Below are 21,415 nucleotides of genomic sequence, written 5' to 3'. Positions count from 1 at the left end.
GCCCTCTTTCATTCGAGGGTGAGGCGACCAAGCAAAGCTCGGGCGAACAAGCCGCGAGAGGGCGAAGGTGTGTCTGCGAACGGGAATGCGAATGGAAGCGCGACCCTGCCACCCACAGACTCCGTCATTGCGAGCACAGACTCCGTCATTGCGAGCACAGCGAAGCAATCCAGGCTGACGCCGCGGAAAGACTCTGGATTGCTTCGCTGTGCTCGCAATGACGATGCTGAAGCAGTTGCGCGCCAAAACTTCTGTCTCGTGCCCCGGACGCAACGCAGCAGCGTGAGAAAGCTGCAGCGCGTCCGGGACGCGAGAGTGCGTGAACTAAACCGGCTTCCCCGTATACGGCATCGACGCCGTCAGTCCGCCGTCCACCGGGAAGGCCTGGCCATTGACGTACGACGCCTCGTCGCTGGCCAAGAACAGTCCCATCGCGGCGAGCTCATGCGGCTGGCCGGGGCGCTTGAGCGGATTGAGCTGGCCGATCTTGTCGGCGGTGCCGCGCTCCTTGGCGCGGTCGAAGATCGGCTTGGTCATGCCGGTCTCGATCAGGCCCGGGCACACCGCGTTGATGCGCACACCGGTGCCGGTGAGCGAATAGGCGGTGGTCTGCACCAGGGAGATGACGCCGGCCTTGCTCGCGGCATAGGGATGTCCGCTGGCGCCGGCCTTGAGGCCCGCGACGGACGCGGTGAGCACGATCGCGCCGGACTGCTGCTTCACCATGTGCGGCATGGCATGCTTCACCGCGAGAAACGGCCCGATCAGGTTGATGCGCAAGACTTCCTGCCATTGCTCGACGGTCTGCTCGCCGAGCGGAACGAGTCCGCCGGAGACGCCGGCATTGGCCCAGATCACGTCGAGCCGGCCGTGCGTCTTCACCGCCTTGTCGATCACGGCCATGACGTCCTTTTCGGAGCCCGCATCCGCCATCATGGCTTCCGCGACACCGCCGGCCTTCTTCACCTCGTCGACCGTCTCCTTCACCGCCTCGCTGCGATCGACCGCGATCAGCTTGGCGCCTTCCCTGGTGAACAGCAGCGCGGCCGCGCGGCCGATGCCGCTGCCGGCACCGGTGATGATGACGGATTTGCCTTGCAGACGGCCCATGCGGTTTCTCCCTTTGGTTCGCGCGCGACGCTTGCCGCGCGACGGAATTTCAAACAAGATTTCAAACGGTAAAGTGTCTTGAGACACGTTCGCTACTGACGTACAGCGACATCAGACGGGATGGAAGGGTTTCGATGGCAGGTGCAGACAAGCCCAAAGTGGTCACGACACGCTGGTGGTGGGTCCGTCACGCGCCCGTGCGCAATGACGGTGGCAACATCTACGGTCAGTCCGATCTCGCCTGCGACACCAGCGATACCTACGTCTTCAATGCTGTTGCCAAGGTGCTGCCACGCAAGGCGGTCTGGTATTCGAGCAATCTGATGCGCACCCATCAGACCGCCGATGCGATCTGGGCGGCCGGATTCCCGAGGCCTGCATCGATGAAATGGGAGGCGGACCTCGCCGAACAGAATCTCGGTCGCTGGCAGGGCATGAACCGCGCCGAGTTCATCGCCAGCCGTCCCGTCGGCTCGAGCTGGTTTGCCGACATCAACGAGCCTGCACCCGGCGGCGAAAGCTTCATGGACCTCTACAACCGCACCCGCCGCACCATCGAGCGGATCAACAATGAGGCCGCCGGGCAGGACGTGATCGCGGTCGCACATGGCGGCACCATCAAGGCGGCGCTGGGGCTGGCGCTCGACAATCAGCCGGAGCGAGGGCTCGCGTTCGATATCGACAATTGCTCGGTGACGCGGCTCGACTATTTCGCAAGCCCCGAGCGCAATGTCTGGCGGCTGCCGATGGTGAACCAGCAGCCGTGGATCGCGGACGATGCGCATGCGGCAATGCATCAACCCGCGGGACCGGAAGTCAAGAAGCTCGCCTGAGCAATTGCCCGGTGGCGCGGACGCGGCGTAAGCTTCAAGCAATCAAAACGTACTCTGGGAGAGAAACATGACCTTGTTCGACATGAAGGGGAAAGTCGCCGTCATCACCGGTTCGACGCGCGGCATCGGGCTTGCGATCGCCGAGCGCATGGCCGAGCACGGCGCCAAGGTGGTGATCTCCTCGCGCAAGGCCGACGTTTGCGACCAGGTCGCCAAGAGCATGAACGACAAGTTCGGCAAGGGCACGGCGGTGGCGATCGCCGCCAACATCTCGTCGAAGGAAAATCTGCAGAACCTCATCGACGAGAGCAACCGCGCCTTCGGCAAGATCGACGTGCTGGTCTGCAACGCCGCGTCGAACCCGTATTACGGTCCGCTCGCCGGCATCTCCGACGATCAGTTCAGAAAGATCCTGGACAACAACATCGTGGCCAACAACTGGCTGATCTCGATGGTGGTGCCGCAGATGATCGAGCGCAAGGATGGCTCGATCATCATCGTCTCCTCGATTGGCGGCCTGAAAGGCTCGACCATCCTCGGTGCCTACGCGATCTCGAAGGCCGCTGACATGCAGCTCGCGCGCAATTTGGCCTGCGAATACGGCCCGCACAACATCCGCGTGAACTGCATCGCGCCTGGCCTGATCAAGACCGATTTCGCGAAAGCGTTGTGGGACAATCCGGAGAATTTGAAAGCCTCGACTGCGCGTTCGCCGCTGCTGCGCATCGGGATCCCCGACGAGATCGCGGGCGCCGCGGTGTTCCTGGGCTCGAAGGCCGGCGACTTCATGACAGGCCAGACCATGGTGATCGACGGCGGCGCGACGATCAGTTGAGGCCCCAATAGGTGTCATCGCCCGCGAAGGCGGGCGATCCAGTACTCCGCGGCCTTCGTTGGAGAGCTCGCTCTCACCACATCCGCCCCGGAGTACTGGGCGGGTTCAAACGGTCGTCGCAACACCAGGAGTTTGGAGGTTGCGATGAACGTTGTAAGGCGCAGATCGGCGCGGTCAGGACGAGCCCCATTGCCGTCGCCGGGACGGCCCTCTATTGCCGGGCGCGATGAACAGAATAAATTTTGGCGGGCGATTGCCGCTGGGTTAAGCAGCGAAGATGCTGCACTCGAAGCCGGATTGTCACAACCTGTCGGAAGCAGATTATTCCGAAAGGCGGGCGGCATCCCACCAGCGATGTTCAGATCTTCGGCAAAGGCTCTCTCCGGGCGGTATCTCTCGTTGAATGAGCGCGAGGAGATCGCACTTCTCAAGGTGCAGGGCCATTCCATACAGGAGATTGGACGTCGCCTGGGGCGGGCTGCTTCCACGGTCTCCCGTGAACTGCGGCGCAACGCGGCCACTCGCGGCGGCGGGTTGGGGTATCGGGCAATAACTGCCCAATGGCATGCGGATCGATCCGCCCGCCGGCCTAAGCCGACCAAGCTTGCGCTCAATGCAACCTTGCGCACTTATGTGGAGGAAAGACTTGCTGGCGGCGTCGTAGCCCCGACCGGCGCTCCCGTTCCTGGTCCCGCCGTTCCGTGGAAGGGGCGGCGGCATGGCCAGCGCAAGGATCGGCGATGGGCCAAAGCCTGGAGCCCTGAGCAGATTGCCCGACGCTTGCCGATCGACTTCCCGGACGACAAGACGATGCGCATCAGCCACGAAGCTATCTATCAAGCCCTCTTCGTTCAGGGCCGTGGCGCGCTACGCCGCGAGCTGACGGCCTGCTTGCGAACAGGGCGTGTGTTACGGATGCCCAGAGCGCGCGTACGCAGGCGAGGCAAGGGCTTTGTCTCGCCGGAGATCATTATCAGTGAGCGCCCTGCTGAAGCTGCCGATCGAGCAGTGCCGGGACATTGGGAGGGGGACCTTATCCTCGGTTTTGGCAGCTCGGCCATCGGCACGCTGGTCGAGCGCACGACGCGCTTTACGATGCTCTTGCACCTTCCACGGTTGGCGGGGCATGGCGAAGCTCCGCGCGCGAAGAACGGGCCAGCCCTTGCGGGACATGGGGCCGAAGCCGTGCGCGACGCGATCACGCGCACCATGATCACTTTGCCCGAAGAGCTGCGCCGTTCGCTAACCTGGGATCAGGGAGCCGAAATGGCTAAGCACGATCGTCTCAAGATCGATGCGGGTATCCAGGTCTACTTCTGCGACCCGCAAAGCCCATGGCAGCGCGGCACTAACGAGAACACCAACGGGCTGCTGCGGCAGTACTTCCCGAAGGCACGGACCTGAGCATCCACAGCGCCGAGGAGATATCCGCTGTGGCAGCGGCCCTCAATGCCCGACCGCGGAAGACACTAGGCTGGAAAACGCCGGCAGAGGCGCTTGACGATCTTCTGTTATGAGTGAAAGTAACTGGTGTTGCGACGACCGTTTGAATCCCCCCTGGATGCCCCGGTCAAGCCGGGGCATGACAGCGAAAATGTGATGCAGCGCCGCGCATAGCGGCGCCGCTTCAATCCACCGCCGCGTACACCAGATCCCGCACCAGCGTCCGCGTAAAATCGCGCTGTCCCGGGCCCTGGCTCATGAATACGACGAACAGATCCTCCTTCGGATCGATCCAGAAGAACGTCCCCGCAATGCCGCTCCAGAAAAACTGGCCAACGCTGCCGGGGAAGGGCGCGATGCCGGCTTCGCGCCGCACCGCGAAGCCGAGGCCGAAACCATGGCCAGGCGACAGCAGCGTGCCATTGGTCTGCACATTCGGGCCGAGATGATCGGAGGCCATCAGCTCCAGCGTCTTGCGGCCGATGATCCTGTTGCCGTCGACCGTGCCGCCATTGCGCAGCATCAGCGCGAAGCGAGCATAGTCCATGGTGGTGGAGACGAGGCCGCCGCCGCCGGACTCCATGATTGGCTGCTCGAGCATGTTGAACAGCGCGACCTTGTCGCCGGTCCAGGGATCGGCCGCGAACGGTTCGGCGAGCCTGTTGGCATTGGCCTCCGCTGTCGAGAAACCGGTCTCGGCCATCTGCAACGGCGCGAGAATGCGCTCGGTGAGGTACGTGCCGAGCGACTTGCCGCTGACGACCTCGATAATGCGCCCGAGGATGTCGGTCGAGCGACTGTAGTTGAACTCGTCGCCGGGATGGCAGACCAGCGGGAAGCTCGCCACCAGGGCGGCGTGCTCGGCATTGGTGATCTTGCGGCTACGCACCCGCGAGTTTTGATAGATCTTGTGCACGGGGCCGTCGCCCTGGTGCTCGTAGGTCAGGCCGGAGGTGTGGCGGAGCAGGTCCTGCACCGTCATCGGGCGCTTCGGCGGAACCAGTTCCAGCTTGCCGCCGCTGACCACGCCGACCTTCTGGTCGGCGAACTCCGGGATGAATTTCGCGATGGGGTCGGCAAGAATCAGGTGCCCATCTTCGACCAGCGTCATGATGCCGACCGACACGATCGGCTTGGTCATCGAGAAGATGCGAAAGATCGAATCTTGCGCCATCGGCGCCGCGCCCGTCGGGCTCTGCCTGCCGAGCGCCTCGAACCAGCCGACCTGGCCGTGCCGTGCCGCCAGCACGGTGACGCCCGGAATGGTTCCCTTGTCGATCTCGCGCTTGAAGGCGTCCGACATGGCCTGGAGGCGAGGGCGCGACAGCCCGAGCGTCTCGGGGCGGGATTCCGGCAGAGGCGGAGTCTTCGGTGCGATCGAGGGCCAAGGGGCGGCTGTCGCGGACGCTTGGGCAGTAGACGCTTGGGCAGTCATGGGCACTCCCGGTGCTTATTATTGTTCGGAGCGGACTGTGGCCCAGAAGGCGCGGCACAAACAAGCGAAGCCAGCGCGCTTCACCCTTGCAATCCGGTCTTGCAATCCGGCCGCCCCCTGTGCTTCAAAGCGGCCTGATCCGGGCGGCAACGCAGGGTCCGTAGGAGTGTAGCTCAATTGGTAGAGCACCGGTCTCCAAAACCGGGGGTCGCAGGTTCGAGCCCTGCCACTCCTGCCAGCGAAATCAATACGTTAGCCCGCCCATATTCCCGAACAGACGTTGAACGGGACCCAAGCTGGACCCAAGGCGGCTCAGGACCCAAAAATCTTCGCGGACAGCGTATTGATCACCGTGGCCACAGACGTGTCGGCGGTCTGCTTCCGCTTCCGCTTCGCATAGTTCCTCAACAAGACCGCGGGGTCGTCGCCAATGCGCTCGGCCACCGTGTGCACCGGCACACCCTTGTCCAAGAGCAGGGTCGCGTGGGTGCCCCGGAGATGATGAAATTCGAAGCCGAGGAATCCCAGGGCGTCCGCAGCCCGCCGGAAGTGCTTCGAGAAGCCGCTGGGGTCACGTGGCCGGGCGAAATCGAAATCCTGGCCAGCCCGCGGCATCGCCGGGAAGATCAGGGCGTCATCGGGGAGCCTGACGAGGCTCAGGTCGACGGCCGCGCTGTCGGGAATCCCAGCAACGATCCGCTGTAGGATTTCCCGCTCGGCGACCAGCAGGGCGACGGCGCTGTCGTCCAAGGCGATAGTACGCTTGCCTCGCCAAGTCTTCGGCGGTTTGAAGCGCACGCCGAACTTCTTCGTGATCTCCAGCGCGCGTTCGACCCTGAGGGTCTTTGCCTCGCAGCTGAAGTCGGTCCAGCGGAAGGCCAGCAGTTCGTTGCGGCGGACGCCGGTCGAAGCAGTGACGGCGACAGGCGTATACAACGTGGCCGACGACCTGAAGCCGGTCACAAGCGTCTTCAGGTCTGTCTCGTCCAAGGCAAGCCCATGTTCGCTCTCTCCCGCAGACGGCAGCTGCTCGATCCGATTCATCGGATTGCTCGCGATCAGGCCCTTCCGCTCAGCGGTCGACAGCGAAGAGTTGAAGCAGCGGTGAACGTGGTTGACCGTCATCGGCGCCAGCTTCGTCTCGAGCTCGCCATAGAGTTCGTCGATCTCGGTAGCCTTGAGTTTCTGCAATACGTGATGGCCGAGCTTAGGCTTGACATGGACGCGCAGCAATTCCTCGTAACGCTCTAGGGTACGCTGGCCCACCTTCATCTTTTTCCGCCCTGGCGCGCCGGCTACGATCCACTTATCGATCCATTGCGCCACGGTGATCTTGCTGGGGTCAATGTGTTCCCCGGTATCAACTGCGGTGAGGAGCGCCCTTAATTCCTTTTGGGCTCCCGCCTTGGTCCCATGGAATACTTTCGTGAACCGCTTTGCATTCGCCCGCCATCGGAGCCTAAAGACATTGGCTCCCCGCTGATCGATACCACCCTCCCCAAATGAACGTCGAGATCTGGTCTGATTTCTCACATTTCTCTCCGAGCCTAGCGCGCCTGATGACGCAAGTTGCCGTTTCTTAGCTGCGCCGGTCCCCTCTGAAAAAGCGTAAGTAGCGCTCACTGGGATCAGCTCGCATCTTGGTCATTCGCTGCTCGATATCGCTGGACGACTTTCCGCCTGCTATATCGCTTAGATCATCCGCAATGCACCAAACTGCAAAGCCGGGAAGTTTAGCTTCAATCGCCATTTGAAAATTTTGGGTCTCCGGCGCCGCTCCGAAGGAGCTTGTTTCGATTTTTTTAAGGTTCGTCGAGCTGAATACTATCTCCGCCTGCTGAGCAGGGCGGATCACCCTAATCCACGAAATCCGTCGGGCAGCAATCGTTTGCGCGAGGATAATTTCTAACGCTTGGACAAACTCGCTCGAGCCAGTCAACGGGCAGGACTTCTTGCCTGCACTCGCACGTCCGAGTTGCCTTACGACGGGATCGATGTCGACCAAACTATCGGTTGCTAGTACGGACAACATCAGGACGGCCACTGCCGGAACTGATGCTGCAACACCGCTACCTGGCCCACGTCCTTGGACCGCAACGAGAAGTCCCGACCGAATGAGCGCGCGTTGGCGCTCGTAAAGCGCATCCGGGGAGAGACTGAGATATTGAGCGAGCGTTGGTGCGTAGGATTTCAAACTGAACATGACGCTCTATGACTAGCTGAGATTAAAGGTGGTGTCCACCACTATTTCCTTGCCAAGTGGGGCGAGCCTGTGCCAAGTGGTGTAGGATTACACTATTTTGGAGGCTCCGATGCAAAACGGATCGAGCGAAGACAAGAGACTGGTTTATGAGGTACCCGAAGCGGGTGCCCTGCTCGGATTGGGGCGCAACGCCAGCTACGAGGCTGCGAAGCGAGGGGATATTCCTACCATCCGGATCGGTAAATTGATTCGTGTGCCGAAGGCGGCGTTCGATCAGATGCTGGCGCGGGTTGGCGCCAAATGACCGGGCGGGAAGCAGCGGACGATTATCATCGCGTCATTGCAGTCCTCAACGACAATTGGCGCGTAATTGAATGCCGCGATCGTATCCAGTGGATTTTGCAGTACCGAGGTTCACCAAATAGATCGCGCAAAGATGATTGGCATGGTCGTTTTTACTGTCGAACATCCGAAGCGCTGCTTCGCTGTACGCGTCGGCACGCAGGTTGGGTGCACGCGAGCGCCATGGAACCGCTGCTTCGCCTCCCTGATCAAATTGAAGGGAGGGCTCGACCCGTGGATATCAGGGAAACCTCGGACCTGGTTGGCGCGATCTTGGTCGACGAGGGCAGGAACCGATCTTAGCTGTCCGAGCCTTTGCCACGTTCCGGCATTACCTTGGGTACGAACAACGATTAGCACATCTAGCGACGCGAATTGGAGATGCTGCCTTGAGTGATTGCTGTGTGATTCCGTTTCCATTGGTCCGGCGCAAAGTCATGATTGATCGCTTGGCACGGCATGCATCAGCAATGAAGCCTGCGGCGGCCGAGAGGCTGTTTGAGCGCCAACTGAAGATTCAGGCTGAGGTACTGCAACGGAGGGGGGTTGCAGGCCGGATCATCGACCGTGAGGTGAATGAGCTGAAGCATGCTCTTCAAACAACGTTGTTCCAGAAGCCGGATAGACCAGGCGCGTAATGACCAGGCGCAAGAGTTCGATCCAGGGACAGTGGGCAGCTCGAACCATAGACATGCTAGAGTCATACGCCTATCGAGTTCTCAGCCTGTCCGCTCACCGAGTGATCAGCCGCATCGAAGTTGAGCTTGCGCACCACGGTGGCAAAGACAACGGTCGCCTCCCTGTTACTTACGAGGATTTCGTAAAGTACGGGATTGATCGTCAAGCCATTGCACCTGCGATTCGGGAAGCGGAAGCGCTTGGCTTCATTGAGTTGACCGAAAGGGGGAGGGCTGGAAACGCTGAATTCCGAAAACCCAATAGATTCCGCCTTACGTTCCGAGATGGAAAGGGTGGCTACGCGGGCACCAACGAGTGGCGCCGTTTCGTGTCGATCGAGCAAGCAGTGATTTGCGCTCGGTCAGCTCGACATGCACAGGCCAGAAAATCGCGAGTCCAGTGTGGGAAAAGCTCGACTTTCGGTATGGACAAACACACCCGAAATCCTGGAATCCATAGTGGAGAATCCCCAACTACATGCAACACTCGGGAAAACCACACTACTCTCGATATCTCGGGGACGGGTAAGCGCCATGTCTAACTTCTTTGTCGAATTGCCAAGCACGAACCCTGCGCCAGATGTTATCGGCTTTACCGCCGTGATGTCCGCCACCAAACAGGGGCGGACGACCGTCGTGATCGTTCAAAGTTAGACGGTCCGGCTTATGGTCCGCGTCCAAGACCTGCTCCAGCGCATCCACAACGAGCTACGAGACCGCGTAAAGCTGATTTGGCCCATCCACACTAGCTACTAGCCTCCAAGGAAATATCTGCCGTACGCGGCTTCCCTGGCGCACGGCTGCTCCCTTAGACCAAAATCTGATCTATCTTCCGCATCGTACAGCGAGGTCATCGGCTCCGGCCGGCCGGCCCGCAACGCTGGGCGCCGTGATCGATCTCACGCTGATGTTCGAACAGCATAGGGCCATGACCTCCAGGCCAATCTACCAGTCCCATGGTGACTTCTGGCGGCGGGTTTGCGAACCTCAATGTGGAATGCCATGGTGGAGCACCAATTGACCACCGACTCGGGCAGGCGCCGGATCTTCCTTGGCGCCGCGGGCCACAATCCGGAATGCTCCGTCCTAAAGCGGCCGTTGCAGCTTCAGGGCTTCCCCGGCAGGCGCGGTCATCCAGGTTTCCACCTCGTCGGACGTGGTCGTCCATTCGAACACCTATCGAACTCATTGGCCGAGCTGAAGGCATGTAAAGAGGCTGACGTAGCTAGGCGTGCCGCCGACACTTTCGTTGGCCGTGCAGCTTGCTCGGCTTGGCGTCGGGAAATTTTGACCAGTGGCTTGCAAGCTTCTGACGAGCCCGCTGTTCGTCGCTGATGCACTCTCTTTGTCGACTCTCGGACGGTTAGCCCCGCCGTGGCAGCAATGTCTAGTTTGCAGTTAAGAGCGATATCGAACCTTGGCACCTGGTCGGCCACCGCAACAACCAATTGCGAACTCACGACGATCATGAAATCGAAATAGGCATTGTCGCCTCCAATCTTGATGTTTTCACAGTACAACGAGAAGAACTCACTGAAAGCTTGAGAGGGCCATCGACACTCCTGCGCAACTTCCATCGCTAGGCTTTCCCGGCATTTTCCCGAAACTGGCGTGGCGTCACGCCGGCCATGCGGCGGAAGGCGCGGGCAAAGTGAGCTGGGTCCGTGTAACCGGCGGCAAAGGCTATATCGATGATCCTGGCGTCCGTCTTCCGCAGCAGCTCGGCGCCTTTCTCGAACCGGACCTGATCGAGCAAGCGCGAATATGTCAGGCCCGCGCGTGCAAGTTCGCGCTGTAGGCTTCTCACGCTTGTCCCGGTGATTTCCGCCATATTTGCGATGCCGGGAACGCGCGCATCGAGGTAGGACGGAAGCATCAGCTTGAGCGCCGTCACGATGTCAGTGCTGATCGGCTCAAATTCGCGCTGCGATGGGCCTGAATTCACGGCGTTCGCCGGGTGAGGGGTGCGCAGCAGCGAAATAGGCACATCGATCCAAGAGGCTTTCTGACCGGACAGAAAGCGGGTGTAAGGCCACCGGCCTTGAGTCTCCACACCCGGCGTGTAACGGGCTCCAAAGGAGATAGTCGCGGGCGACCAGTTCGGCCCTGCGAATTGGCGAACACAGTAGACCGCCATGACGTTCTGGACCCATTGCGAGTGTTCGAGATGCAGCACTCCTTCCGTTCCGCAGTTCCTGCTGCAAACCCTCACATGGTCATTATGACGTTCCAGCCAGTAACGGACGAAGGTGTCTTCGAACTGGACAAGCCGGCACCATTGCTTCAACGCAGCGAGCAATGTCGGCGCCTGACGAATTGACGCTTGGAGCTGTTCGCTTAGATGGCCAAACTGCAGTCGTTGCACGGCACGAAACCCAAAATCCGCGAGCCCTTGTGATGCCTGTGCTGCGGTTACGAACTGGAGCGCAGGGATGAGCGGGAAATAGTCATTAGGCTTCTGCTCCGGATGAATAGGCAGACCGAACCTGGCCAGCATCCGTTCAGTCGGGGCGCCGGTATCGTTCAAGACATCAACGAAAGGTGCAAGCAGGGCGCAACGCGCCAGTACAATGGCCTTCATGGTCGTGCTGCCGGGCCGTCACGTTTCCCGCTGGCCCGGCCCTCCCAGGTGATGCAGCCGCGCTGGCTTCGTGATGCTACTTTAGAATGAGCGGAAGATCAACTTCTCGCGCTGCACCGCGGCATACAGTCCCGTGCATCGTTATAGCGAGAGCCAACGAAGTCGACGTTTGGCGCGCGATGGCCATACGGCACGACGCTTTTCCCGTACACATTCCTGAATCTGCCGGCAGAGCCGAGGCGCAGCGCCACGTCATGAAACGAGTCTGCACGCTGTCCCGATACGCCGTTCGGGGGGCCATCGCCGCGTCGCTGCGCGAAAGCGGTTGGACGCTGCCGCACACGGCGCGCCGGCTCGGCATCAGCACTCGCTCGCTTCAGCGCCGCCTCGCCGAAATGGGCACGAACTACGCTGAACTCGTGGCGGAAGTCCAACTCGACACCGCGTGCCATCTGCTGGTGGAATCCGACGAACGCATCGCCGATATCGCTGCGCGTTTGGGTTTTGCAGGTGCCAGCAGCTTCAGCCGCAGTTTCGTGCGCTGGATGAAGATTCAGCCGGTTGCCTATCGACGCCGGCAGTCGGCCCAGCGGAGCGGCACGGAATAGCGTCCTACTGCTAAGCCGGCTGGCAAGCGCCTCTCTCGAAGTGATTAGCTGAGTCGCGTGATTGGCGCGAAATGGCAAGACGCCACTGCGTCGACGGATCATTGTGTAGGCGCCGATGACGAGTTTGATCCTCGTCAATGAACTAACGCGGGAGCGCGTAATGCGATCGGAAGGCAGCGAGAACGCCAGGCAGTTTCAAAGTTCGGTGCATGTCAATCGTCCGTCATCTACGCAGCAGATACTGCACGAGGCAAGCATGATGCGGCATTTGGAAGCGCCGCACGTCGGTCAGATGTGCTAAAATTTTCGTTAGAGTGTCTTCAAAGCGGTGCGACTAGAACAAAACCTTGGTCGGAGTTCGAGTTTTGTGCTAACAAGATACTCGTGGAGGTAGCCGAAGCATCAACCCTTCGAAGTCAACCTTTTGACTGCAAGCCTACACCTATAATTCCAGCGCCTGTTTTTTGATTCTGCGGACGCCATGCGGCGTTAACTGCAGCCGACGTCGCACGTCCTTTTTCATGCGCCCGATCTCTCGCTAGTCGAACCTTTCAATAAATCGTTCCGTGTCAGGGATAAATGTCATGCGTGCCAGCAGATTGAGCCAGATCTTCGCAATGCTTGTCGTGACCACGCCGTTGTTCGGTGCCGAAGCGGCGCTCGCACAGCAGGCGGCAGCGCCACCTTCGATGAAGACAATCGGCGCGCCATCCACGGCAGCCAAACCGGAGATCGTGCCGTCGCTGTTCGTGCTCAATTCACGCGGCGCGACGTTGCAAGGCGACACACTCGTCTTAACCGGCGTCTCGCCCACCTCGATCATCTTTGCCGACCGTCCGGTGCGCTCCGCCGGCCACCAGCCCACCGTCGATGTGATCGCGGAATGGGGATCGGGCGAGGACAGCTTTGCCAAGAATCCGCCGAACGCCACCGTGTCCGCCCTCGGCAAGGATGGCTTGGTGAAGGATGCCGTCGTGGTGCTGAAGACACCGAAGCTCGAGGGCGACAAACTCACTTTCAATATTCAGATCCTTGAGGGCGATCTTGCAAGCGCCGACGGCGGCGCTGCCGTCTTCATCGACATCATTGGGCGGCCGTTTACGCCGATGTCGTTTGCCGGCGTTGCACGTCGCTCCGCGTTTCGCGGCGCGATGTATGCCGGCGCGGTAGGAGCGGCCGCGTATGGCGCGACTTACGCCCCGTATGCCTACGCTCGCCCGGCCTGCGGCTACTACCCCTATCCGCCTTGCTACTGAGGGGCCCGCGAAAGCTCGAAATACTCTGTGCCATGAGTGGGCATTTGCAGGTTCGTCGCTGTAGGGCTCGATCAACCATGAAGCTGCAATGGATTCCCAGAACTCGATCGAACAACAAAGGAATATCGCGAATGTTGACGAAGCGAGATCTACTTCGCTCCACCGCGGCGATCGCAGCTGGCGCCGCGATTGCCAGGCCAAGTCTCCTGATGGCGCAGAACTACCCTGGCATCATCGAGGCCAAGGACATCGCCGAGGAAAGCTTCATCTACGGCTTACCGCTCGTGATGTTTTATGCGGTCATGCAAGAATTTGCCGTGGACAAGAACTCCGGACAGTTCAAGGCACCGTTCAACGAAATCAACAACCAGCACCACGTCTCTACCCCGGAGGACACCGCCGTCATCACGCCGAACAGCGACACCCCTTACTCGTTGCTCTGGCTGGATTTACGTGCTGAACCAATGGTTATCTCGGTGCCGATGATCGCAAAGGACCGTTACTACGCGGTCCAGCTTATCGACGGCAACACCTACAATTTTGGCTACATCGGCACCCGCGCCACGGGGACCGAGCCGGGCGACTACCTGGTGGTTGGGCCCGACTGGAAGGGTGAAACGCCTAGCGGGATCAAGAAGGTCTTCGGATCGACAACGCCGTTCCCGCTTGCGCTTATACGCACTCAGCTCTTCGACCCGGGTGACATGCCGAACGTCGAGAAAATTCAGTCCGGCTACAAAGCACAGCCGCTTTCTGGCTTCCTTAAACGTCCAGCCCCGCCCGCCGCGCCGACGATCGAATTCCTTCCTGCCACCACTGCGGGGATCAAAGATAACTTCTTCCAATATCTTGACGCGGCCCTGCAGTTCGTCCCTGAGACGCCGAGGGACCAAGCAATTCGCGCGAAACTTGCGAAGATTGGCATCGGTCCCGGCAAGACCTTCGCGTTCAAGAAACTCTCGCTCGAACATAAAGCCGAAATCCTGGTCGGTATGAAGCAGGGTGACGACAAGGTCGACAAATGGCTGGCGGGTGGAAATAAAAACATCAACGGCTGGAACGTCGGTTCGTTCTTCGGCGATGAGGCGTTCTACAACGGCGATTGGGTGATGCGGGCCGGGTCTGCCAAAGGGGGTCTCTTGGGCAATGACGCCGTCGAAGCGATGTACCCCTATACCCGAACGGGCGTGACCGGTGAGGCGCTCGATGGCAGCAAGCACAAGTACACCATCACCTTCGCACCCGGCCAGCTGCCGCCGGTGAACGCGTTTTGGTCCGTGACGATGTACGACGGCAAGAGCCAGCTCCTGGTCAAGAACCCAATCAAGCGCTACCTCATCAACTCTCCAATGTTACCGGCGATGAAAAAGGACGCAGACGGCTCGCTGACGCTGTACATTCAAAAAGACAGCCCCGGTGCAGACAAGGAAGCAAATTGGCTTCCGGCGCCGGATGACAAAATCTATCTCGTGATGCGCCTGTATTGGCCGAAGCCCACGCCGCCTTCGATCTTGCCAGCCGGCAAAGGGACATGGCAGCCGCCCGGTATCAAGCAGGTCGCGTGAGGATTCGCGGAATGGGGGGAGTGATGTCAAGTGGCGAAAGTTGCGGGCGCCGAGGGCGGGGCTGCTCTCTTCATCGACGTCATCGGGCGGCCGTTTACGCCGATGTCGTTCGCCGGGTTGCACGTCGTTCTGCGTTCCGCGGCGCGATGTATGCCGGCGCCGTGGGCGCGCCGTATCTGGCTGCATCTAGTACCGTACGCGCGAGGGCGTGTGGCTACTATTCTTATCCGCCTTGAAACGTCGCAACACTGCGGGAGAACGCAACTGATCTAAACCTTCGAACACGCAGGGAGACTTGCAAATGCTGGCGAAACGCGAACTGTTTTGGTCCGTCGCACTGGCTGCAGTTACTGCCGGAGCGCGACGGGCTCTGAGCACACGATCAATCGTATCGATGATCCCGGCGCTCGCCGTAGCGGCCATCCTGGGTGCGCCGGCCTTGGCCCAGCAGGTCACCGGCGCGCCCGGTTCGCCCGACGCGACCACCACCATCGACGGCCGTTATCTGCCAGGGCCGCCGCGACCTTTCCAGGGCGAGATCAACCTGAACGCCCTCCAGTCGAAATCGGCGTGGCCCGCGCGCGTCGTCCCGCCCAAGGGCGCACCGAATATCCTGTTGATCATGACGGACGACGTGGGCTTTGGTGCGCCCTCGACGTTTGGGGGTATCATCCCGACGCCGACGATGGACCGTATCGCCGCCAACGGGCTGCGGTACACCAACTTCCATACGACCTCGCTGTGCTCGCCAACGCGGGCAGCGCTGCTTACCGGACGCAACCACCATTCGGTGGGCTTCGGAGTGATCTCGGAAATTGCGACCGGTTTCCCCGGCTACAACAGTGTCATGGGCCCGGAGAGCGCGACAGTCGGGCGCATCCTGAAGGATAATGGCTACCGCACCTCGTGGTACGGCAAGAACCACAACACGCCCGCGTTCGAGACCAGCCAGGCGGGACCATTCGATCAGTGGCCGACCGGCATGGGCTTCGATTACTTCTACGGGTTCAACGCGGGTGACGTCAGCCAGTGGGAGCCCATGCTCACCCGCAATACCACGCCGATCACACCCTTCGTCGGCAACCCCGGGTGGAATCTCGTTACCGCCATGGCCGACGAGGCCGTCGGCTGGATGAAGCAGCTGAATGACCTCGATCCGTCGCTTCCGTTCATGATCTATTACGCGCCCGGAGCCACGCATTCGCCGCACCACCCGACGCCGGAGTGGATCAAGAAGATCAGCGACATGCACCTGTTCGACAAGGGCTTCCAGTCGGTGCGTGAGCAGATATTCGCCAACCAGAAGAAGCTTGGTGTGATTCCCCCGGAGGCTCAGCTGACGCCGTGGCCGAAGGACAAGCTGAAGGAGTGGGATCAGCATACGCCGGAAGAGAAGAAGCTGCTCGTCAAGCAAGCCGACGTTTATGGGGCCTATCTGGCCTACGCCGACTACGAGATCGGCCGCGTCGTCCAGGCTGTGGAAGAAATGGGCAAGCTCGACAACACCATCGTCATCTACATCAGCGGCGACAACGGCGCTTCGGCCGAGGGATCCGCGATGGGCACCTGGAACGAGGTTCTGCCGTTCAACGGCATCAGTCCGACGGCTGCGGAAAATATGCGGTTGTACGATGCCTGGGGCGACGCCGAAACCTATCCGCACTATTCCTTCGCATGGGCCTGGACCTTTGACACGCCCTTCAAATGGACCAAGCAGATCGCGTCCTACTTCGGCGGGACGAAGAACGGTATGGCGATCTCCTGGCCGGCGAAAATCAAGGACAAGGGTGGCACCCGCTGGCAGTTCCACCACGTCATCGATGTCGTGCCGACGCTGCTCGAGATCGCCGGCGTCCCGGCGCCGATCCAGGTCGACGGCATCGCGCAGAAGCCGATCGAGGGCGTGAGCCTCGCCTATACCTTCGATAGAGACGCCGGCGGGTTTGACGCGCCGTCGCGCCACCGTACCCAATATTTCGAGATGATGGGCGTGCAGGGTCTGTACAACGACGGCTGGATGTTGAGTGCGGTGCCGCTGCGGGCGCCATGGGACTTGGCCTCAGCAGCGGTCGCCGATCCAGCCACGGCGTTCAACTACGAACTCTACCAACTCAAGAACGATTGGACCCAGTTCACCGACGTTGCCGCTAAGAACCCCAAGAAGGTGCAGGAGATGCGGGACCTCATGTTCGGAGAGTTCGCCAGATATCAGGTGCTGCCGCTGGACGCCTCGGCGGCAACGCGGTTCGTCGCGCCGCGTCCCAGCCTGGCCGCGGGACGGACCGTCTTCGAGTACTCGGGGTCGACCGTGACCAATATCCCCGAGGGGAATATGCCGAGCCTGCTCAACACCTCCTACACAATGGCGGCCGAGATCAATGTGCCCCAAAGCGGTGCCGATGGCATGATCTACAACGAAGGCGGGCGCTTCTTCGGTTATGGGCTGTACCTGCTGCGCGGCAAGCCGGTGTTCACCTACAACTTCCAGGGTCTCAAGCGGACCAGGTGGGAGGGGGAGGCGCTCGCGCCGGGCAAGCACACGATCGAGTTCGACTTCAGGTATGACGGACTCGGCGCGGCGACGCTCGCCTACAACGACGTGAGCGGCGTTGGTCGCGGTGGCACGGGAGCGCTGAAGGTGGACGGCAAGGTAGTGTCAACCCAGAAGATCGAGCACACAATACCTCTGACCAAACCTCTGGACACCGTGGTCAACATCGGCGCGGCCGCCGGCACGCCGGTGGACGACGGGGACTACAAGATCCCGTTCCGCTTCACCGGCAAGATCGACAAGCTCACCATCGCGCTCGACCGACCGAAGCTCACGCCCGAGGACGTGAGGAAGCTCAAGGAGGCGGAGCTGCAGAAGCAGCAGGCCAAGTAACCGGCAGGCCGCACGCGCGATACCGAGGGGTATCACCCCTCGGCATCGCGAAGCGGAAATCAGCTGAGCTGCGCATGCATAAATTGTTTATCTGCACGCACCCTGGAAGAGAAGATTCTGTTTTCAGCCAATTCAGATCAATTCGGTTTTCGGGAGTTAGCCACGGTGAGTGTCTCGAACCTGCATCAACGAGTTGCGTCACGCATTCTGCTCGGATCTCTTTTGCTGACGCCACTGGCAGCACTCGACGCGAACGCTCAGCAGACCACCGGCACGCCGGGTTCACCGGGAGCGACGACCACCATCGACGGCAGGTACCTGCCAAATCCCCCACAGCCGTTCAGGGGCGAGATCAATCCCAACGCCGCACAGTCGAAGCCGTATTGGTTAGCGCTCACCGCGCCGCCCAAGGGTGCACCGAACATCTTGTTGATCATGACCGATGACGTCGGCTTCAGCGCACCCAGTACCTTCGGAGGCGTAATTCCGACGCCGACCCTGGACCGCATCGCCCAAACGGGTCTGCGCTATACGGCATTCCACACGACGGCGCTCTGCTCGCCGACGCGAGCCGCGCTCCTCACCGGCCGCAACCATCATTCGGTGTCAACGGGCGTGGTCGTCGACCAGGCGACAGGTTACCCCGGCTACAACAGCGTCATCCCGCGAGACGCGGTCGCCATCGGCGAGATCTTGCGGCAGAACGGATACGACACCTCGTGGTACGGCAAGGATCACAACGTGCCGCAGTGGGAGGGAAGCCAAGCCGGTCCCTTCCATAACTGGCCGACCGGACCCATCAAGGGCTTCGACTACTATTATGGTTTCGCCGGCGACGACACCAGCCAGTGGCAGCCGAATAACCTGTTCCGCAACACCACGCCGATTCAACCGTTCCTTGGCAATCCCGGCTGGAACCTGATTACCGCCATGGCCGACGAGGCGATTGGGCGCATTAAGATGCTGAACGAAGTCCAGCCCGACCGACCCTTCATGATCTACTACGCGCCCGGCGGCACGCACTCGCCGCACCACCCCACAAAGGAGTGGGTGGACAAGATCAGCAACATGAAACTGTTCGACGAGGGCTGGAACAAGCTGCGTGAAACCATCTTCGCCAACCAGAAGAAGCTTGGCGTGATTCCGCAGAACGCGCAGCTCACCGCCTGGCCGAAAGACATTCCGCAATGGGACACGCTTTCGCCCGAGGCGAAGAAGCTCTACATCCGGCAGGCCGACGTCTATGCGGCGTACCTTGCCTATACTGACAACGAGATCGGCCGCGTGATTCAGGCGATTTCGGACGCCGGCAAGCTTGACAATACACTGGTCATCTACGTCAGCGGCGACAACGGCGCGAGCCCCGAAGGCACCGTGCACGGCCTGTTCAACGAGTTCGCCGTCGCGAATGCCGTGAACCCGACGGTCGAACAGAACATGAAGTTCTACGACGCCTGGGGCACCGACCAGACCTACCCCCATTACGCGGTGGGCTGGGCGTGGGCCTGGGACACGCCGTATCAGTGGACCAAGGAGGTGGCCTCTCACTTTGGCGGCACCCGCAATGGCATGGCGATGGCCTGGCCCGCGCGGATCAAGGACGCCGGAGGCATCCGCAACCAGTTCCATCATGTGATTGACGTCGTGCCGACGCTCCTCGAAGCGGCCGGCCTCCCGGCACCGGTGAGCGTCAACGGCATCGCGCAGAAGCCGATCGAAGGTGTGAGCATGGCCTACACCTGGGACAAGGCGGACGCGAACGCGCCGGGCAAACGGACAACGCAGTATTTCGAGATGTTTGGTTCGCGTGCGATCTATCACGATGGATGGATCGCCTCGGCGCCTCCCGTCCACGCCCCATGGGTGATGACCTTGGACAAGCCGCCCTCTGATGTCATGAACGACTTCCCATGGGAGCTCTACAACGTCAGCGAGGACTGGACGCAGTCCAACAATCTCGCCGCCAAAATGCCAGAGAAGCTCCGCGCCATGCAGCAACTGTTTGCGATGGAGGCGACAAAGTACCAAGTGTTCCCACTCGCGGACACGCGCCTTGAGAGATTTATCTCGCCCAAGCCGAGCTACACGCCGGGCCGGACTCTCTTCACCTATTCCGGCGAAGTGAGCAATGTGCCGTTCCCGGACACCGGCTCTGCGCCGAGCCTGCTGAATCGGTCGTACACGATCACGGCGGACGTCGAGATTCCGCAAGGGGGTGCCGAGGGTATGTTGATGACCGACGGCGGCCGCTTCGCTGGTTACGGCTTCTATCTCTTGAAGGGCCGGCCCGTGTTCACCTGGAATCTGGTCGGCTTGGAGCGCGTCAAGTGGCAAGCTAAGGAGGCGCTGGTGCCGGGCAAGCACACACTGGAGTTCGACTGGAAAGTCGACGGCCCCGGCCTCGGCAAGGGCGGCACCGCGACGCTAAAGGTAGACGGCAAGGTAGCGGACAGCCATCCAATGCCGCGCAGTCTGCCAATCACCCTCATGTGGGATGAGACCTTCAACGTCGGCCTTGATACCGGCACCTCGGTAGATGATCAGGACTACCAGGTGCCATTCAAGTTCACTGGCAAGATCAACAAGCTCACAGTGAAACTCGGGCCATCGGAGATAGCGGCCGCAGAGAAGAGCAAGATCGAGAAAGCAATGCGGGATAAGCAATAGAGTTCGTCAAGACCACCGGCGGTAGTCTCGATCTCAAAGGCTCAAACCGTACGTACAAAACTCGGCCGATACGCATTACGCCTGCCTCTGTTTGCCGACTGAAGCAGATGCACATCTGACGATCAATCAAATGGAGGAGGCAAGCATGAAGCGCTCGATTACACTTTCAGCCCTGCTGGCGGCCGGATACGTGACGGCCAGCAGTGAAAGGGCCAGCGCCGTAGTTTATTGCCAGTACATTTCGTATCCTGCTGGTTGCATCGTCAGGCCCGGCGTTGTGCTGCGGCCGCGGCCAGTCGCGCGTGCGGTGGTGACCCCCGGCATCGGCGCCGCGGGGGTCGGTGTACGACCTGGAGTACCGATGAATCGTGGCGGTCCGGTCAATCGGGTTGGCAGACGATAGAGCTGTCGAGGTCACTTTGACAGCCGTTTGCCGAGACCGCCGCTTCGGGGCGCGGTAGCGCCGCGCTCCAACTTTTCAACCAATCATTTTCGGAGCGACCATCATGTTCAAGGGAACGCGCGCAGCCGCCTGCTTCTGCTGCTTGCCATGATCGAGCGTTGCGAATTAGGACAGCAGGGGAGCCATCCAAATGTAGCAAAGAAACTCATCTTGTTTTGCGCGACCGCTATTATTGCGGGACCGGCGTTGGCCCAGGTCGAACTCAAAACCTATGCGGACGCCGACGGCTATATCGACGTTCAGAAACTGACCTGCGCACAGTTGGCGAACACTTTTCAGGAAGACGCTGATTACCTGACCGTCTGGTATAGCGGCTGGTATAACGGCCTCGCCAAGAAGCACATGATGAAGGTCGACCGGGCCAAGGCTCTCGAACACGAACTCATCGTCTACTGTAAGGCTAACCAGGACAAGAAAGTCATTGAAGCAATCGATGTGGTCTTCAAGGCCTACAGAGCCGAGCAGGGCATCAAGATGAAGCAGTGATCGGAATTCGTGGTCGACGAAGTCGAT

At 60.6% G+C, this 21,415-nt stretch carries 17 protein-coding genes, 1 tRNA gene and 2 pseudogenes; 13 read left to right on the top strand and 7 right to left on the bottom strand.

What is annotated here, in order from left to right:
• Positions 1–324 precede the first annotated feature (324 nt).
• The gene (locus AC0L3B_RS35180) at positions 325–1,110 is read right to left on the bottom strand and encodes an SDR family NAD(P)-dependent oxidoreductase (protein ID WP_018456438.1); all 786 of its coding nucleotides are present in this window, start codon (positions 1,108–1,110) and stop codon (positions 325–327) included.
• A gap of 134 nt (positions 1,111–1,244) precedes the next feature.
• On the opposite strand from AC0L3B_RS35180, the gene AC0L3B_RS35175 reads away from it, so the two are divergent.
• From AC0L3B_RS35175 to AC0L3B_RS35165, 3 genes and pseudogenes are all read left to right on the top strand, one after another.
• Positions 1,245–1,943 carry a histidine phosphatase family protein gene (locus AC0L3B_RS35175; RefSeq protein ID WP_085384225.1) on the top strand — a complete coding sequence of 233 codons (699 nt, stop codon included), beginning with the start codon at positions 1,245–1,247 and terminating at the stop codon, positions 1,941–1,943.
• Positions 1,944–2,010: 67 nt separating this feature from the next.
• Positions 2,011–2,778, top strand: coding sequence for an SDR family NAD(P)-dependent oxidoreductase (locus tag AC0L3B_RS35170; protein ID WP_085351272.1), 768 nt, complete (start codon positions 2,011–2,013; stop codon positions 2,776–2,778).
• Between the two features lie 144 nt (positions 2,779–2,922).
• A pseudogene (locus tag AC0L3B_RS35165) lies at positions 2,923–4,295 on the top strand (IS30 family transposase).
• Positions 4,296–4,405: 110 nt separating this feature from the next.
• Here the strand turns inward: AC0L3B_RS35165 and AC0L3B_RS35160 are convergent.
• Entirely contained in the window at positions 4,406–5,656 is a 1,251-nt protein-coding gene (locus tag AC0L3B_RS35160) for a serine hydrolase domain-containing protein (RefSeq protein WP_085351273.1), read from the bottom strand.
• Between the two features lie 162 nt (positions 5,657–5,818).
• Here AC0L3B_RS35160 and AC0L3B_RS35155 point away from each other — a divergent pair.
• Positions 5,819–5,894 (top strand) — tRNA-Trp (locus tag AC0L3B_RS35155).
• A 74-nt stretch (positions 5,895–5,968) separates the two neighbouring features.
• Here the strand turns inward: AC0L3B_RS35155 and AC0L3B_RS35150 are convergent.
• The gene (locus AC0L3B_RS35150) at positions 5,969–6,928 is read right to left on the bottom strand and encodes a tyrosine-type recombinase/integrase (protein WP_473382122.1); all 960 of its coding nucleotides are present in this window, start codon (positions 6,926–6,928) and stop codon (positions 5,969–5,971) included.
• 307 nt (positions 6,929–7,235) lie between these two features.
• A complete protein-coding gene (locus tag AC0L3B_RS35145; RefSeq protein WP_473382119.1) occupies positions 7,236–7,859 on the bottom strand; it encodes a hypothetical protein in 624 nt (207 codons plus the stop codon).
• A gap of 109 nt (positions 7,860–7,968) precedes the next feature.
• On the opposite strand from AC0L3B_RS35145, the gene AC0L3B_RS35140 reads away from it, so the two are divergent.
• Complete coding sequence (locus AC0L3B_RS35140) at positions 7,969–8,163, top strand: helix-turn-helix domain-containing protein (RefSeq protein ID WP_473382115.1); 195 nt, start codon at positions 7,969–7,971, stop codon at positions 8,161–8,163.
• Between the two features lie 442 nt (positions 8,164–8,605).
• Positions 8,606–8,839, top strand: a complete 234-nt coding sequence (locus AC0L3B_RS35135) for a DUF6074 family protein (protein ID WP_473382134.1) — start codon at positions 8,606–8,608, stop codon at positions 8,837–8,839.
• Positions 8,840–8,901: 62 nt separating this feature from the next.
• On the opposite strand, the gene AC0L3B_RS35130 is transcribed toward AC0L3B_RS35135, so the two are convergent.
• The 3 genes and pseudogenes from AC0L3B_RS35130 to AC0L3B_RS35120 all read right to left on the bottom strand — a co-directional run bounded on the left by AC0L3B_RS35130 (position 8,902) and on the right by AC0L3B_RS35120 (position 11,459).
• Complete coding sequence (locus AC0L3B_RS35130; protein WP_473382111.1) at positions 8,902–9,222, bottom strand: hypothetical protein; 321 nt, start codon at positions 9,220–9,222, stop codon at positions 8,902–8,904.
• A gap of 742 nt (positions 9,223–9,964) precedes the next feature.
• Positions 9,965–10,039, bottom strand: a pseudogene (locus AC0L3B_RS35125) (SOS response-associated peptidase); the annotation flags it as partial.
• A 418-nt stretch (positions 10,040–10,457) separates the two neighbouring features.
• Complete coding sequence (locus AC0L3B_RS35120) at positions 10,458–11,459, bottom strand: AraC family transcriptional regulator (protein ID WP_473382107.1); 1,002 nt, start codon at positions 11,457–11,459, stop codon at positions 10,458–10,460.
• 179 nt (positions 11,460–11,638) lie between these two features.
• Between AC0L3B_RS35120 and AC0L3B_RS35115 the strand changes: the two genes are divergently transcribed.
• From AC0L3B_RS35115 to AC0L3B_RS35085, 7 genes are all read left to right on the top strand, one after another.
• Positions 11,639–12,067: a helix-turn-helix transcriptional regulator gene (locus tag AC0L3B_RS35115; protein ID WP_473382103.1), complete on the top strand. Its 429-nt coding sequence runs from the start codon at positions 11,639–11,641 to the stop codon at positions 12,065–12,067.
• 584 nt (positions 12,068–12,651) lie between these two features.
• The gene (locus AC0L3B_RS35110) at positions 12,652–13,323 is read left to right on the top strand and encodes a hypothetical protein (protein ID WP_473382099.1); all 672 of its coding nucleotides are present in this window, start codon (positions 12,652–12,654) and stop codon (positions 13,321–13,323) included.
• A gap of 131 nt (positions 13,324–13,454) precedes the next feature.
• Positions 13,455–14,888, top strand: a complete 1,434-nt coding sequence (locus AC0L3B_RS35105) for a DUF1254 domain-containing protein (RefSeq protein WP_473382097.1) — start codon at positions 13,455–13,457, stop codon at positions 14,886–14,888.
• Between the two features lie 394 nt (positions 14,889–15,282).
• Complete coding sequence (locus AC0L3B_RS35100) at positions 15,283–17,772, top strand: arylsulfatase (RefSeq protein ID WP_473382095.1); 2,490 nt, start codon at positions 15,283–15,285, stop codon at positions 17,770–17,772.
• Positions 17,773–17,976: 204 nt separating this feature from the next.
• Positions 17,977–20,439, top strand: a complete 2,463-nt coding sequence (locus tag AC0L3B_RS35095) for an arylsulfatase (RefSeq protein ID WP_473382130.1) — start codon at positions 17,977–17,979, stop codon at positions 20,437–20,439.
• Between the two features lie 145 nt (positions 20,440–20,584).
• On the top strand, positions 20,585–20,842 hold the full coding sequence (locus AC0L3B_RS35090) for a hypothetical protein (RefSeq protein ID WP_473382092.1): 258 nt from the start codon (positions 20,585–20,587) through the stop codon (positions 20,840–20,842).
• Between the two features lie 27 nt (positions 20,843–20,869).
• Complete coding sequence (locus tag AC0L3B_RS35085; RefSeq protein WP_473382089.1) at positions 20,870–21,388, top strand: HdeA/HdeB family chaperone; 519 nt, start codon at positions 20,870–20,872, stop codon at positions 21,386–21,388.
• Positions 21,389–21,415 lie beyond the last annotated feature (27 nt).

Source organism: Bradyrhizobium sp. Kon56, from assembly GCF_055807635.1.
This window is presented reverse-complemented; position numbering and strand designations above follow the sequence as displayed.